This is a genomic window from Ensifer sp. Root1252 (assembly GCF_001425885.1).
Taxonomy (GTDB): Bacteria; Pseudomonadota; Alphaproteobacteria; order Rhizobiales; family Rhizobiaceae; genus Ensifer; species Ensifer canadensis.
Window position 1 is genome coordinate 88870 of record NZ_LMDT01000015.1, and the last position, 14417, is coordinate 103286.

A 14417-nucleotide genomic window follows, 5' to 3' on the forward strand; every position below is an offset into this window, starting at 1 on the left:
CGGGTGACGACATGGCGCTACTGATATTGGGTATCGTGATCTTCTTGGGCATCCATCTCGTTCGCAGCTTTGCACCCGGCCTGCGCGCATCGGTGATATCGAGCAGCGGCACCGGCGCCTGGCATGCGATCCACGGTATCTGTGCGCTTGTTGGCCTCGGTCTGATTGCCTATGGCTTCGATCAGGCGCGCGCCACCACCGGCATGCTCTATACGCCCCCGGTCTTTCTTGCACACATCGCGCTGACCCTGATGCTGATCGCCAGCATCTGTCTTGTGGCCGCCTATCTGCCCCCGGGCAAGATCCGCGCGGCCACAAAACATCCGGCGATCCTCGCAATCAAGATCTGGGCACTTGCCCACCTGCTTGCCAATGGCGAGACGTCGTCGGTGCTGCTCTTCGGCACCTTCCTCGTCTGGGCGGTGATCCTGCGCATTTCGATGAAAAAGCGCTGGCGCGCCGGCGAAATCACCTATCCGGCGTTCGTTTCCTATCGCTACGACCTCATCGCCATCGTGCTTGGTGCGGCCCTTTATGGCGTGATTGTGTGGAAGTTGCACGAACTGGTGATCGGTGTTTCGCCTATGGTTGTCGGCTAAATAACGCGCGCCCCCTTACAACAGCCGCAAAATCGGGTAGAAGGCGCAAAATCCTAATAGCGTGCAGGGAAGGCCGAGAGGCCGGGGCAATCGATGGCGAACCAAGACGACAGCTTTATCCGCGAGGTGAATGAAGAACTGCGTTCGGACCAGATGAAGAACATCTGGGCCCGTTTCGGCAGCGTCATCGTGGCGATTGCCGTGCTCATCGTTCTCGGAACCATCGGCAAGGTCGGCTACGACTACTGGCGTGACAACGCGTCGTCGAAGTCCGGCGACGAGTTCCTCCAGGCGCTGAACCTCGCCAAGGAAAACAAGGCCGACGAGGCGCTGGCCGCCCTCAACAACTTGCAGAAGGACGGCTATGGCGCCTATCCGGTGCTGGCTCGCCTTCGTGCGGCGACGCTGCAGGCCGAGAAGGGCGAGACCGATGCCGCCATCAAGGCGTTCTCGGAGATCGGCAAAGACACCGGCCTGCCTGAGGCGCTTCGCGACGCCGCCCGCCTGCGCGCCGCCTATCTGCTGGTCGATACCGGCACCTATGACCAGGTTTCGGCCGAAGTTGAACAACTGGCCGTGCCGCAGAACAATATGCGCCACTCGGCCCGTGAGGCGCTTGGCCTTGCTGCCTACAAGGCCGGCGATACCGCCAAGGCGAAGAGCTGGTTCCAACAGATCGTCGATGATCCCCAGAGCCCGCGCAATGTTGCAGGCCGGGCGCAGATGCTGCTCGACGTGATTGCCGCGAGCGGCAAAGCCTAAGCGCATATCCCTGAAGGCCGGCACCGGCCTTTGGAAAGGATATGTTGATTTTCAAAGTGTTGGAGCGCTGTATGTCTTGACGACGTGCAGCGCTTCAGGACGGAAACGGATACGTTCATGAGTTTCACCGTCGCCATCATCGGGCGCCCCAATGTCGGCAAGTCCACCTTGTTCAATCGTCTGGTTGGCAAGAAGCTGGCGCTCGTCGACGATACGCCGGGTGTCACCCGTGACCGCCGTCCGGGCGATGCCAAGCTCATCGACTTGCGCTTCCGCATCATCGATACCGCCGGCCTGGAACAGTCCGCACCCGACAGCCTTCAGGGCCGCATGTGGGCGCAGACCGAAGCCGCGATCGACGAGGCCGACCTGTCGCTGTTCGTGGTCGACGCCAAAGGGGGCCTGACGCCGGCCGACAACACACTTGCCGAGATGCTGCGTCGGCGCGGCAAGCCGGTCGTGCTCGTCGCCAACAAGTCCGAGGCCCGCGGTTCCGACGGCGGCTTCTATGACGCCTTCACGCTCGGTCTTGGCGATCCTTGCCCGATCTCGGCCGAACATGGCCAGGGCATGCTCGATCTGCGCGACGCGATCGTCGCTGCGATCGGCGAAGACCGTGCCTATCCTCAGGAAGACGACGTTGCCGAGACCGATATCGACCTGCGCCCGACCACCGGCGAAGCGGCGGAAGAGGACGACGAGGCCGAGCCTGCCTATGACGAGACCAAGCCGCTGCGCGTGGCGATCGTCGGCCGGCCGAATGCCGGCAAGTCGACACTGATCAACCGCTTCCTCGGTGAAGACCGGCTTTTGACCGGGCCGGAAGCCGGCATCACCCGTGATTCGATTTCGGTCGAATGGGACTGGCGCGGCCGCACCATCAAGATGTTCGACACCGCGGGCATGCGTCGCAAGGCCAAGGTGCAGGAGAAGCTGGAGAAGCTCTCGGTCGCCGATGCGCTGCGCGCCATCCGCTTTGCCGAAACGGTGGTCATCGTCTTCGACGCGACCATTCCGTTCGAAAAGCAGGACCTGCAGATCGTCGATCTCATCATTCGCGAAGGCCGGGCCGCCGTGCTTGCCTTCAACAAATGGGATCTGGTCGAGGACTGGCAGGCCGTGCTTGCCGATCTTCGCGAAAAGACCGAGCGGCTGTTGCCGCAGGCGCGCGGCATTCGCGCCATACCGATCTCCGGCCATACCGGCTACGGCCTCGACCGCCTGATGCAGGCGATCATCGACACCGACAAGACCTGGAACCGCCGTATCTCGACGGCGCGTCTCAACCGCTGGCTCGATTCCCAGCAGGTGCAGCATCCGCCACCGGCTGTCTCCGGCCGCCGCCTGAAGCTGAAATACATGACGCAGGTGAAGGCCCGCCCGCCGGGCTTCATGATCTCGTGCACGCGGCCCGACGCGCTGCCGGAATCCTATACCCGCTACTTGATCAATGGCTTGCGCAACGATTTCGACCTGCCGGGCGTGCCGATCCGCATCCACTATCGCGCGTCGGAAAATCCCTTCGAGAATAAGCGCAAGAAGCGCTGAGCCATCGGCGGCAGCGTCTGTGTCTTTGCAGCCCCTCGCGTCGATTTTGACGCGCAAGGGATGCTATCATGCCCAAAATCCGCAAGCGGCGGTCGGCTGCGGCGATGCCTCAGTCGACGAGCTTGTTCTTGTCGACCAGCGCGCCGTGATGGCCGATGACGCCGGCAGCGATGCGGGCGGCAAAGGCTGCAGATTCACTCGGCGTGTCGCCCGTGACGAGACGCGAGAGGAAGGCACCGTTGAAGCTGTCGCCGGCGCTGGTGGTGTCGACCACGCGCTCGACCGGCGTTGCCGGGACGTGGCTTGCTTCTGATCCCTCGAACGCCAGCGTCACACCCTTTTCCCCGTCCTTGACGACCACGTCGGCGACACCCAGCGCCTTGTAGCGCTCGATCGTCGCCTTGATCGAGCCGTCACCGAAATGCGTGACCTCGTCGTCGAAGCTCGGCATCACCAGGCTGGCGGCACGGGCGCCATCCGTCAGTGTCTGGCGCATGCGCTCGGCGTCGTCCCAAAGGCGAGGACGGATATTGGGGTCGAAGACGACGCGTTTACCCGCGGCCTTGGCGCGGCGCAGTTCGGCAAGCAGCGTTTCCACCGCCTCGGGCGCCAGGATCGCAAGGGTAATGCCGGAAAACAGGATGAGATCGGCGCCCTCGATGGCGCGGCGCAGATGCTCTGGGTCATCGGCGAGAAGTCTCGCTGCTGAAGCCGAGCGCCAATAGGAGAAGCTACGCTCGCCGTCCTTCAGATGGATCATGTAGAGGCCCGGCGTGCGACCCTCGATTTTGCGGACGGCCGCCGTGTCGATGCCCTTCTCGGCCATGAAGGCGAGCATTTCGTCGGAAACCGTGTCGGTGCCGACGGCAGAGCAATAGGCGACGGACCAGTCGATCGGCAGGAACAGGTGTGCATAATAGGCGGCGTTGAAGGTGTCGCCGGCATAGCTTTTGCGCAACAGGCCGCCCTCGGCCTGCATCAGTTCGACCATGCACTCCCCGATCGAAAGCATCGTTCCCGCCAACGTCTTCTCTCCCTTTGGTTTTTGCCGTGCTGACGGGATAAGGTTCAAGACCGGTCTCGGCAAGAGTTGTTTTTAGGGCGCTTGAGATTTGAGCGATGACTTGGCTGCCCTCCGGCGTTTACTCCCGCGCCGGGCGCGGTTACATCTTGGCGCACAGATCGGTTTCACGGGGGCAGGGCATGGCGTCTCAGCAGGTTTCGGGTGACGATTGGTGGCGCGGCGCTGTGATCTATCAGGTCTATCCGCGCTCGTTTCAGGATACCGATGATGATGGCATCGGCGACTTGAAGGGCGTCACGCGGCGGCTCGGCCACATCGCCTCGCTCGGCGTCGACGCCATCTGGCTGTCGCCCTTCTTCACCTCGCCGCAAGCCGACATGGGCTACGACGTCTCGGATTATTGCGACGTCGACCCGATGTTCGGCACGCTTGCCGATTTCGACGCGATGCTGGCGGAGGCGCACCGCCTCGGCCTCAGGGTGATCATCGATCAGGTGATTTCGCATTCATCCGACCGCCATCCCTGGTTCGTCGAAAGCCGGACCAGCCGCGAGAATCCGAAGGCAGACTGGTATGTCTGGGCCGATCCGAAGCCTGATGGCACCGCGCCCAACAACTGGCTTTCGATCTTCGGCGGACCGGCCTGGGAGTGGGACGGGGTGCGCAAGCAATATTACATGCACAACTTCCTTGCCTCGCAGCCGGACCTCAATTTCCACAATTCTGATGTTCAGGATGCAGTGCTGGATGCAGCGCGCTTCTGGCTCGACCGTGGCGTCGACGGTTTCCGGCTCGATACCGTGAACTTCTATTTCCACGACCGCCATCTCAGGGACAATCCGCCGCTGGTGCCGGATCCGGATGCGACGAGCAATGATGCGCCCGACGTCAATCCCTACGGCATGCAGGATCACCTCTACGACAAGAGCCAACCGGAAAACGTCGCCTTTCTCCAGCGGTTCCGGGCCTTGCTCGATGGTTATGGCGGCCGAACGACGGTCGGCGAAGTGGGGGACGGCGCGCGATCGTTGAAGACCGTGGCCGCCTATACCAGCGGCGGCGACAAGCTGCACATGTGTTATACCTTCGATCTGCTCGGCCCGGATTTCACTGCAGGTCATATCCGCCGCTGCGTCGACAATTTCCAGAAGGCTGTCACCGACGGCTGGGTGTGCTGGGCTTTTTCCAACCACGACGTCATGCGCCATGTCAGCCGCTTTGCGCGAAGCGATGCGGAACGGGAAGTGGTCGCAAAGCTGGCAATCACGCTTCTGGCGACCTTGCGTGGCTCGATCTGCCTCTACCAGGGCGAAGAGTTGGGTTTGACGGAAGCGGATCTTGCCTTCGAGGATTTACGCGATCCCTATGGCATCCGCTTCTGGCCGTCGTTCAAGGGGAGGGATGGCTGCCGCACGCCGATGGTGTGGGAGGCGGCCGCCAGGCATGCCGGGTTCTCCGTCGGAAAACCGTGGCTGCCGGTGCCGACAGAGCAGGCCCGCCTGGCGGTCGATACGCAGGAGGCTGGCGCTGGCACGGTGCTCAACCATTATCGCGCCATGCTGGCTTTTCGCCGGTCGCATGCGGCCCTGCACGATGGTGACATGTCGTTCATCGAGAGCAACCGCGACCTGCTGGCATTCATCCGCGAGAAGGATGGCGAGCGGCTGCTCTTCGTCTTCAACCTGACGCGCGTGCCGCAGGAATTTCTCGTTTCCGACGCGGCGATGGAAGGCGTGCCGTTGCCGGGTCAATCGGTGCGGGTCGCCGGCGGCGTGCTGAAACTCGATGCTCTGAGTGCCTATTGCGGGAAGCTCTGATGCGTGTGTTGCTAATGGACGGGGAGATGGTCGGCCGCTGGCTGGAGATGCGGCTTGCGCTCTGGTCCGACACGCCGGCCGCCGTGCACCGCGACGAGATCGATAGCAGTCTGGCTGCAGCCGAGCGACAGGCCGCGTTTCTTTGCGAGGACGATGCCGGTGTCGCGGTAGGCTTCGCCGAAGTGTCGCTACGCACCGACTACGTCAACGGCTGCGAGACATCGCCTGTTGCCTTCCTCGAAGGCATCTATGTGCTTCCGGGCTATCGCCGCCATGTCGTTGCGCGGGCGCTGATTACCGCGGCGGAACGCTGGGCGATCAGTCGCGGCTGCCGCGAGCTTGCATCCGACACCGATATCGACAATCTGGAAAGCCATGGCCTGCATATGGCGCTCGGCTTCGAGGAAACCGAACGCGTCGTCTATTTCCGCAAAGAGCTGTCGGTCGCCGCGGATAACTGAGCGAGCCGCGCTTCAGCCGATCAGCATGAACTTGTCGACGTCGACGAGGCCGCGGTCTGATATCTTCAGGTGCGGGATTACCGGTAGCGGCAGGAAGGCAAGTTGCAGGAATGGCTCTTCCAGCGTGGCGCCCAGCGCAAATGCCGCCTGGCGCAGATGGTGCAGGGTGTCGCGCACGGATTCGTGCGGTTCCAGGCTCATCAGGCCCGCGACCGGAAGCGCGATCTCGCCGGTGAGCTTGCCATCCTCGACGACGACGAAGCCGCCCTTGATCTCGCCAAGGCGATTGGCGGCGGTCGCCATGTCCTCGACGTTGACGCCGACGACGCAGATGTTGTGGCTGTCATGGCCGACCGTCGAGGCGATCGCGCCCTTCTTCAGGCCAAACCCCTGTACGAAGCCGTTGGCGTGGTTGCCGTTGACGCCGTGGCGCTCGATCACCGCCACCTTGATGATGTCGCGACCGAGGTCGACGCCGGTCTCGTTGCCATCCGCGGGCAGCCGGTAGCGGCGGTGCTCGGTGATGATCTTGCCCGGCAGGACGCCGATGACGGATGTCTCGCTGTCGGAGTAGGGCACGCCGAAGTCGCTGGCATTGACATGGCCGGCCTTGACGCTGTCGAGGCCGACGGGGGCGACCGGCTTGCGGGTGGCAAACAGTGCGTCGGTGACGCGGCGGCCGCCGGAAAAGACCATCTGCGCCCGGCAGCTTTCGAGACTGTCGACGACGACGAGGTCGGCGCGCCAGCCGGGGGCCACAAGGCCGCGGTCGCGAAGGCCGAAGGCGCGCGCGGCCGAGATCGAGGCGGCGCGATAGATCGCCAGCGGCTCGACGCCGGCGGCGATCGCGGTGCGGATCATGTGGTCGAGGTGGCCCTGCTCGGCGATATCGAGCGGATTGCGATCGTCGGTGCAGAGCGCCAGATAGGGCGAAAGCCGCTCGGTAATGATTGGCATCAGCGCGTGCAGGTCCTTGGAGACGGAACCTTCGCGCACCAGGATATGCATGCCCTTGCGGATCTTCTCCATCGCCTCGTCCGCGGTGGTGCACTCATGTTCCGTGCGGATGCCGGCCGAGAGATAGCCGTTGAGGTCCTTGCCGCGCAGCAGCGGCGCGTGCCCGTCGATGTGCCCACCCTGGAACGCCTCGAGCTTGGCGAGGCATACCGGATCCTTGTGGATGACGCCGGGGAAATTCATGAACTCGGCAAGGCCGATCACCTTCGGATGATCCCGGAAGGGCAGCAATCTTTCGATCGGCAGGTCGGCGCCCGCGGTCTCCAGATGCGTCGCCGGCACGCAGGACGACAGTTGCACGCGGATATCCATGATGGTTTCGAGAGCGGAATCGAGAAAGAACTGGATGCCCTCGGTGCCGAGCACGTTGGCGATCTCGTGTGGGTCGCAGATAACTGTGGTGATGCCGAGCGGCAGCACGCAGCGATCGAACTCATGCGGGGTGACGAGCGAGGATTCGATGTGCAGATGCGTATCGATGAAGCCGGGAACGACGATGCGGCCGGAGATATCGATCTCCTCGCGTCCCTCATAATCGCCATAGGTGCCAACGATGCGGCCGGCCGATATGGCGATATCGGAGGCGATCAGTTCACCCGTCACCAGATCGAAGAAGCGCCCGCCCTTGAGCACGATGTCGGCCGGCTCGCGGCCGACGCCCTGGTCGATCATTCGTTCCAAAGCCCTAGACATCTCTGCACCCCTCACTTCAGACCCGTAGATAAGATTAACCCTCTCCCCGTTGCCGGGGAAAGGGCCCTATTCGCAGATGGACGACGCAATCAGATATTGTTGACGAGAACGTCGCGAAGCTTGTCGAACAGCTCGTCGATCTCTGCCTTGGAGATGATCAGCGGCGGCGACAGCGCGATGATGTCGCCGGTGGTGCGGATCAAAAGGCCCTTTTCGTAGGCCTTCAGGAAGGCATTGAAGGCGCGCTTGGTCGGTTCGCCGGCGATCGGCTGCAGTTCGATCGCGCCGATCAGGCCGACATTGCGGATGTCGATGACATTAGGGCAATCCTTGAGGGAATGTAGGCCGTCTTCCCAATAGGAGGCAAGCTCGGCGGCGCGTGTCAACAGGCCCTCTTCCTTGTAGGTGTCGAGGGTGCCAAGCGCTGCAGCCGAGGCGATCGGGTTGCCGGAATAAGTGTAGCCGTGGAAAAACTCGATCAGGTGTTCCGGGCCGTTCATGAAGGCGTCATGGATTTCCGAGGTCACGAACACCGCGCCCATCGGGATCACGCCGTTGGTCAGCCCCTTCGCGGTGGTGATGATATCCGGCGTCACGTCGAAATACTGCGCGGCGAACGGCGTGCCGAGGCGGCCGAAGCCGGTGATGACCTCATCAAAGATCAGCAGGATGCCGTGCTTGGTGCAGATATCGCGCAGCTTCTTGAGATAGCCCTTCGGCGGGATCAGCACGCCGGTCGAACCTGCAACCGGCTCGACGATGACGGCAGCGATCGTCGAGGCATCGTGCAGGGTGACGATGCGCTCAAGCTCGGTCGCCAGATCTCCGCCATGCTCGGGCTCGCCACGGGTAAAGGCGTTCTGGGCCGGCAGGTGCGTGTGCGGCATGTGGTCGACGCCGGTCAGGAGCGTGCCGAACATCTTGCGGTTGGAGACGATGCCGCCGACCGAGATGCCGCCGAAATTGACGCCGTGATAGCCGCGCTCGCGGCCGATCAGGCGGAAGCGCGAGCCGTCGCCCTTGGCACGGTGATAGGCGAGCGCCACTTTCAGCGCGGTCTCGACCGATTCAGAGCCGGAATTGGTGTAGAGAACGTGGTTCATGCCCTCAGGCGCGATATCGACCAGGCGGTTCGCCAGTTCGAAGGCTTTTGGATGTCCGAGCTGGAAGGCCGGCGCATAGTCGAGTTCGCCTGCCTGTTCGCGGATCGCCTCGGTGATCTTCGGGCGACAATGGCCGGCATTGACGCACCAGAGACCCGCCGTGCCGTCGAGGACCGTGCGACCGTCATGCGTCGTATAGTGCATGTCCTTCGCGCCGACGAAGAGGCGCGGTTCCTTCTTGAACTGCCGGTTGGCAGTGAACGGCATCCAGAAGGCGCGCAGGTCGTTCGGCGTGGTGTTGAGGCGGTTCGACATTCCAGTTCTCCTCGGCATGGTCCCGTGTCGGGCGATCGCGCCCGCTTGGATTCTTTTACCCTTTGGTCAAACTATCAGGGCGCCGGTTCGGGTCAAGTCTGGAGCGCCGGCGCGTTATCGCTCAGGGCGCGCCCCGGAATTCGAGTGCGGTATATTCCGCTGGTGGCAAATGCCCGCCTATCCGAGGCGTCCCAAGAGTGGGAATTTCCGTTATCGGCTCAGACGTTTTCTCAAGTTTAACCTGTTTGCGTCAACGCTACCGCGCCGTGTATCGCCGGATCCATGGCAGTGTTTCCCGCCGTCCCCCGACGGTGCGGTCCGGTGGCGAAAGATGCGGAGTGGCGAGACAGTGTCGAGGTTGGGGATAGCGCCGGCGGCCATTGCCGTCCTCTTTCTGCCAGGCATGGCCGCGGCCGCCGACCTGATCGTCGACGGACGCTTCGAGCAAGGCCGGGACACTTTTTGGGCCGGGGAAGGCGTGGCTCTGACCCGGAGCGGAAGGCAGCTTTGTGCCGACGTTTCGGCGGGCGGTGACACCTGGGACAGGCTCATTGGTGTCAACGGGTTGAAACTCGAGCCCGGCCTTCACTACAGGCTCTCGCTGTCGACCGCGGCTGATCCTGCCCGTGCCGTGTCCGCCCGCATCCAGCGTGGCGCCGAGCCCTGGACGGTGCAGAGCGAGTTCAGCATCGCAGGCGCGCCGGAGCGTGCGCCGTTTTCGGCAGATTTCATGGCCTCCGAAGAGGATGAGGCCCAACTGATTTTCCCGCTCGGCGGCGCTGAAAAATCCTGGCGCTTCTGCATCGATGACTTGTCCTTGGTGGAGATCGAGGCCTCTGCTGGTGCGGCCAGCCGAGCGAACCAGGGGCCGGCCATTCGGGTGAACCAGCTCGGCTATTTCACCGATGGTCCAAAGCGGGCAACGGTGATCTCCGATGCGCGCCGCGCCATTTCCTTCCAACTGATCGATGCAGGCGATGCCGTCGTCGGCGAGGGGACAACGCGACCGAGCGGGTTTGATCCGTCCGCCGGCGTCAGGACGCACGTGGCGGACTTTTCCGCCTATGCCGTTCCCGGCAACGGGTACCGACTGGTCTCCGGTGACTGGACTAGCGATCGCTTTTCGATCTCTGACGATCTCTATGGCCGCCTGCGCGTAGACGCGCTCTCCTGGTTCTACCCGCAGCGCAGCGGTATCCAGATCCGCGGCGATATCGCCGGCAAGGCCTATGCCAGGCCGGCTGGGCATATCGGCGTCGCGCCGAACGAGGGCGACCAATCAGTCGGCTGCTTGACTGGCGACGAGGCCAAGGCGCTCTATGGCGACTGGTCCTGCTCCTATCGTCTCGACGTTTCCGGCGGCTGGTACGATGCCGGCGATCACGGCAAATACGCGGTCAACGGTGCGGTCTCGGTCGCGCAGCTGCTGGCGACATTCGAGCGCGGCCGTGTCTTTGGCGGTGCTGCCTCGCCCGTCCTCGGCGATCGGCTTTCGCACATTCCCGAAAGCGGCAACGGCATTCCCGATCTGCTCGACGAGGCGCGATGGGAGCTGCAGTTCCTGCTTGCAATGATGGTGCCGGACGGTGAGCCGCTTGCCGGGATGGTGCACCACAAGATCCATGACACAGAGTGGTCGTCGCCGCCGATGCTGCCAAGCGAGGATCCGAAACCGCGGGCGCTGCACCGGCCCTCGACGGCGGCGACCTTCGATGTGGCGGCCGTTGCCGCGCAGGCCTCGCGGCTGTTCGCGAAGGACAACCCGACCTTTGCCGCAACGCTGCTTTCGGCAGCGCGCAAGGCATGGGTGGCGGCCAATGCCAATCCGGTCCTGCTCGCGCCGAAATCCGACGGCAATTCGGGCGGCGGCGATTACGATGACGACGACGCGTCGGACGAACTCTATTGGGCCGCGGCAGAACTGTTCCTGACAACCGGAGAGGCGACGTACCTCGATGCGCTGCGCGCTTCTCCGCACTGGTCCGGCGATGTGCTGCCGTCGACCGGCGCGTTCCACTGGCGCAATGTTGCCGGTTTCGCCCGGCTGCAGCTGGCGCTCTACGGCGTAGCCCTGCCCAAGGCCGAACTCGACATGGTGCGAAGTTCGGTTCTGACGGCCGCGCGGACATTCCTGTCGCTGCAGGCAGCGGAACCGTTCGGGCAGATCTACCGCCCGGCGAACCACCAGTACGACTGGGGATCGAACCAATTGATCCTGCAAAACATCATCGTCCTGTCGACGGCCTTCGACCTTTCGGGCGACAAGGCCTTCCTCAATGCCGCGCGCGAAAGCATGGATTACATTCTCGGCCGCAATGCCATGGCGATGTCCTACATTACAGGTTATGGCGCGCGCTCGCCCGAGAACCAGCACAGCCGCTGGTACGCGCACCAGGTGGACCCGACCCTGCCCAATCCGCCGGTTGGCTCGCTTGCCGGCGGGCCGAATTCGACGCCGGTGGATGCGATCGCCAAGCAGCGGCTGCAGGGCTGTGCGCCGCAGACCTGCTATGCCGACGATATCGAGGCTTATGGCTCCAATGAGATCACCATCAACTGGAATGCGCCGCTCGTCTATGTCGCGTCGTTCCTTGCCGACGCACGCTAGGGGGCTGCAGCAATGACCGGGATAGCCTTTGTCGGAACCGGCTTCGTTGCCGACTACTACATGACGACGCTTGCCAACCATCCGCAACTGCGCCTCGCCGGCGTCTGGGATCGCGATGAAGCCCGCCTGGCGGCGTTTGCCGGCTACTGGAAGGTCAACCGCTACGCTTCACTGGACGCGGCGCTGGCGGATCCCGCGGTCACGATCGTCGTCAATCTGACGACGCCGGAAAGCCACTACATGGTAAATCGCGCAGCACTTCTGGCCGGCAAGCATGTCTATTGCGAAAAGCCGCTGGCCATGGATGTCGAGCAGGCCAGCGAGCTGGTGGATCTGGCGCGAGTGCGGGGGATGGTGCTTGCCGGTGCGCCGGCCAATGCGCTCAGCGAAGCGCACGCGCTCTGCACCTCGCTTCTTGCGAGCGGCGCCATCGGCACGCCACGCCTCGTCTATGCGGAAATGGAAGATGGTCCGGTGTTCCAAGCCAACTGGCGCGAGTGGCGCAGCCGTTCCGGCGCCCGCTGGCCCGGCGTGCATGAGTTCGAAGTCGGCTGCACACTCGAACATGCAGGTTATGCCGCAAGCTGGCTCGTTTCGCTGTTCGGACCGGTTGCCGAAGTCAGCGCCATTTCCGCCCTGACCTTCCCGGACAAGGGGCCGGGCACGGAAAACTTAAGCCTTGGCCCGGATTTTTCGGTCGGTTGCCTTTCCTTCCGCTCCGGCGTGACGGCTCGTGTGACCTGCGGGCTTGCGGCTCCGCGCGACCGCTCGCTGACCATCATCGGCGACAAGGGCACCATCGTCGTGCGCGATCTCTGGGACAACCGCTCGCCCATACATCTGGAAGCCTTCGGGGCGAAGCGCCCGCTGCAACACCGTATCCTCGACTGGGTCGAGTGGAAGGTCGGCCGCAAGCTGCCGCTCCGGCTCTATGCCGGCCGGAAGGTACGCTATCCTGCCCGGGTCGTGGCGTCGCAATTGCCCGCCTATCCCTCGAAGATCGATTTCGTTGGCGGGATTGCCGCCCAGGCCGAGGCGATCGCTCGTGGGGAAACGCCGTACTTCTCCGGCGCGACCGCGCGCCATCTGACCGAGATCGTGCTTGCGCTCAACAGCGGTCGTCAGGGCTATCGCCCGCTCGATCTATGACGGCGGTAAAGCACGGATCGTCTCGATGATTTCGATCGCCTGGATGCTGCGCGATGTCGGCATCAGGATGTGCTCGTGCCAGCCCTCCAGGATCGCCGCACTTGCCGCCTCGATCTCGAATTGCAGTCCGTTGCCCGGGAACGGCAGATCGAAGCGTTGAAGGCCGGGCAAGGAGACGCGCCTGGCAATGCGCGTCAGCATCTTTGCCCACGGGCCCTGGCCCCGAGGTGCGATGACTTTGCGGACAAGACCGTTGTCGCCAAGAAACAGTCGGCTCGCCTTCAGAAACGGCGCGTCGATGACGAGGGTGCCGCGATCGCCGTCGATGATGAACCGATTGTCGCCGTCGCGGTCGAAGCCGCAGGAAAGATGGGCCTGGAAGCCGGTGTAGGAAAGCCGCATTTCGGCCGAAAGATCGACGCCGGTGGGCGCGCTTTGCCAGCGTCCGTCGACCGCCCGTGGTTGTCCGAACAGGTTGAGGCACAGGGACAGTGGATAAATGCCGAGGTCGAGCAGCGATCCGCCGCCGAGCCTTGCGTCGAAGAAGCGGCTGGTGGGATCGAATGGTTTTTCATAGGCAAGCTCGGCTATGACATGCCGGATGCGGCCGAGAGCCTCTGCGCCGAGCAGGGTCCGGACTTTGGCGATCGCTGGCAGGAAGCAGGTCCACATGCCTTCCATGGCGAAAAGGTTTTTGGCTGCAGCCAAGGCTGCGAGTGAGCGCGCATCGTCGAACGACGTTGCCAGCGGCTTTTCGACCAGCACAGTTTTGTTCGCCGACAGGAAGACGATCGCGTGCTCCAGGTGCACGGCGTTTGGCGAGGCGACATAGACGGCATCGATACCTGGATCGGCGGCAAAGGCATCGATGCTGGAATGGCTGGCGATGCCGCCGAAACGGGCGGCGAAGGCGTTGGCCTTCTCCTTGCTCCGGGAATAGACAGCGGCCAGCTCAGCATTGCCGGTAAACTGGATATCGGACGCGAAGCTGTTCGCGATCGCGCCGGTACCAGCGATGCCCCAACGGACCTTGTCTTGCATTGCGTGAAACCCGATGTCCCGGCAGTAGGTTCAAAATGCTACAGCGTCCTTTGCGCGTCATATTTGAGGCGCGGCGCTGTAATGTCCGGGCGCATCCTGACCCCGAAACCTCAAGGCCGCGTAAACATCGCAGGCAAGCCCCTGGCAACATTGACGGTCGATGTTACCTGGGCAACGAGGCACTTCGGCCGGGCAATGGCTTGCCCCGTCTGCCGATCTTCCAGAAAAGAGTAAGCCCCGCGCGATTTCTCGTGTGGGGCTACTTCAGGGCATGATCCCT

At 63.3% G+C, this 14417-nt stretch carries 11 protein-coding genes; 7 read left to right on the top strand and 4 right to left on the bottom strand.

Going from position 1 to position 14417, the window contains the following annotated elements; translation table 11 throughout:
• Positions 1–11 precede the first annotated feature (11 nt).
• From ASD02_RS18040 to der, 3 genes are all read left to right on the top strand, one after another.
• A complete protein-coding gene (locus ASD02_RS18040; protein ID WP_057205760.1) occupies positions 12–599 on the top strand; it encodes an NnrU family protein in 588 nt (195 codons plus the stop codon).
• 93 nt (positions 600–692) lie between these two features.
• The gene (locus ASD02_RS18045; RefSeq protein WP_025428001.1) at positions 693–1361 is read left to right on the top strand and encodes a tetratricopeptide repeat protein; all 669 of its coding nucleotides are present in this window, start codon (positions 693–695) and stop codon (positions 1359–1361) included.
• A 117-nt stretch (positions 1362–1478) separates the two neighbouring features.
• Positions 1479–2909: a ribosome biogenesis GTPase Der gene (der, locus tag ASD02_RS18050; RefSeq protein WP_057221002.1), complete on the top strand. Its 1431-nt coding sequence runs from the start codon at positions 1479–1481 to the stop codon at positions 2907–2909.
• 109 nt (positions 2910–3018) lie between these two features.
• Here der and ASD02_RS18055 read toward each other — a convergent pair whose 3' ends face one another.
• Complete coding sequence (locus ASD02_RS18055; protein WP_057212591.1) at positions 3019–3933, bottom strand: sugar kinase; 915 nt, start codon at positions 3931–3933, stop codon at positions 3019–3021.
• 179 nt (positions 3934–4112) lie between these two features.
• Here ASD02_RS18055 and ASD02_RS18060 point away from each other — a divergent pair, with 179 nt between their 5' ends.
• Positions 4113–5750 carry an alpha-glucosidase family protein gene (locus tag ASD02_RS18060; protein WP_025427998.1) on the top strand — a complete coding sequence of 546 codons (1638 nt, stop codon included), beginning with the start codon at positions 4113–4115 and terminating at the stop codon, positions 5748–5750.
• On the top strand, positions 5750–6211 hold the full coding sequence (gene aac(6'), locus ASD02_RS18065; RefSeq protein ID WP_025427997.1) for an aminoglycoside 6'-N-acetyltransferase: 462 nt from the start codon (positions 5750–5752) through the stop codon (positions 6209–6211). Before ASD02_RS18060 ends, aac(6') begins: the two co-directional genes overlap by 1 nt.
• A gap of 12 nt (positions 6212–6223) precedes the next feature.
• On the opposite strand, the gene ade is transcribed toward aac(6'), so the two are convergent.
• Together ade and ASD02_RS18075 are read right to left on the bottom strand one after the other, a co-directional pair.
• The gene (gene ade, locus ASD02_RS18070) at positions 6224–7921 is read right to left on the bottom strand and encodes an adenine deaminase (RefSeq protein WP_025427996.1); all 1698 of its coding nucleotides are present in this window, start codon (positions 7919–7921) and stop codon (positions 6224–6226) included.
• An 89-nt stretch (positions 7922–8010) separates the two neighbouring features.
• Positions 8011–9339, bottom strand: a complete 1329-nt coding sequence (locus ASD02_RS18075; protein WP_025427995.1) for an aspartate aminotransferase family protein — start codon at positions 9337–9339, stop codon at positions 8011–8013.
• Between the two features lie 349 nt (positions 9340–9688).
• Between ASD02_RS18075 and ASD02_RS18080 the strand changes: the two genes are divergently transcribed.
• Both ASD02_RS18080 and ASD02_RS18085 read left to right on the top strand, forming a co-directional pair.
• Complete coding sequence (locus ASD02_RS18080; protein ID WP_239637558.1) at positions 9689–11947, top strand: glycoside hydrolase family 9 protein; 2259 nt, start codon at positions 9689–9691, stop codon at positions 11945–11947.
• A gap of 12 nt (positions 11948–11959) precedes the next feature.
• Positions 11960–13096, top strand: a complete 1137-nt coding sequence (locus ASD02_RS18085) for a Gfo/Idh/MocA family oxidoreductase (protein ID WP_025427993.1) — start codon at positions 11960–11962, stop codon at positions 13094–13096.
• On the opposite strand, the gene ASD02_RS18090 is transcribed toward ASD02_RS18085, so the two are convergent.
• Positions 13091–14137 carry a Gfo/Idh/MocA family oxidoreductase gene (locus ASD02_RS18090; RefSeq protein ID WP_025427992.1) on the bottom strand — a complete coding sequence of 349 codons (1047 nt, stop codon included), beginning with the start codon at positions 14135–14137 and terminating at the stop codon, positions 13091–13093. The two genes, ASD02_RS18085 and ASD02_RS18090, sit on opposite strands and share 6 nt — an antisense overlap.
• Positions 14138–14417: the final 280 nt, after the last annotated feature.

Coding starts and splice junctions, on each gene's coding strand:
- ASD02_RS18075 (WP_025427995.1), bottom strand. CDS start 9,339: ATGTCGAACCGCCTCAACACCACGCCGAACGACCTGCGCGCCTTCTGG.
- ade (WP_025427996.1), bottom strand. CDS start 7,921: ATGTCTAGGGCTTTGGAACGAATGATCGACCAGGGCGTCGGCCGCGAG.
- ASD02_RS18060 (WP_025427998.1), top strand. CDS start 4,113: ATGGCGTCTCAGCAGGTTTCGGGTGACGATTGGTGGCGCGGCGCTGTG.
- ASD02_RS18085 (WP_025427993.1), top strand. CDS start 11,960: ATGACCGGGATAGCCTTTGTCGGAACCGGCTTCGTTGCCGACTACTAC.
- ASD02_RS18045 (WP_025428001.1), top strand. CDS start 693: ATGGCGAACCAAGACGACAGCTTTATCCGCGAGGTGAATGAAGAACTG.
- der (WP_057221002.1), top strand. CDS start 1,479: ATGAGTTTCACCGTCGCCATCATCGGGCGCCCCAATGTCGGCAAGTCC.
- ASD02_RS18090 (WP_025427992.1), bottom strand. CDS start 14,137: ATGCAAGACAAGGTCCGTTGGGGCATCGCTGGTACCGGCGCGATCGCG.
- ASD02_RS18040 (WP_057205760.1), top strand. CDS start 12: ATGGCGCTACTGATATTGGGTATCGTGATCTTCTTGGGCATCCATCTC.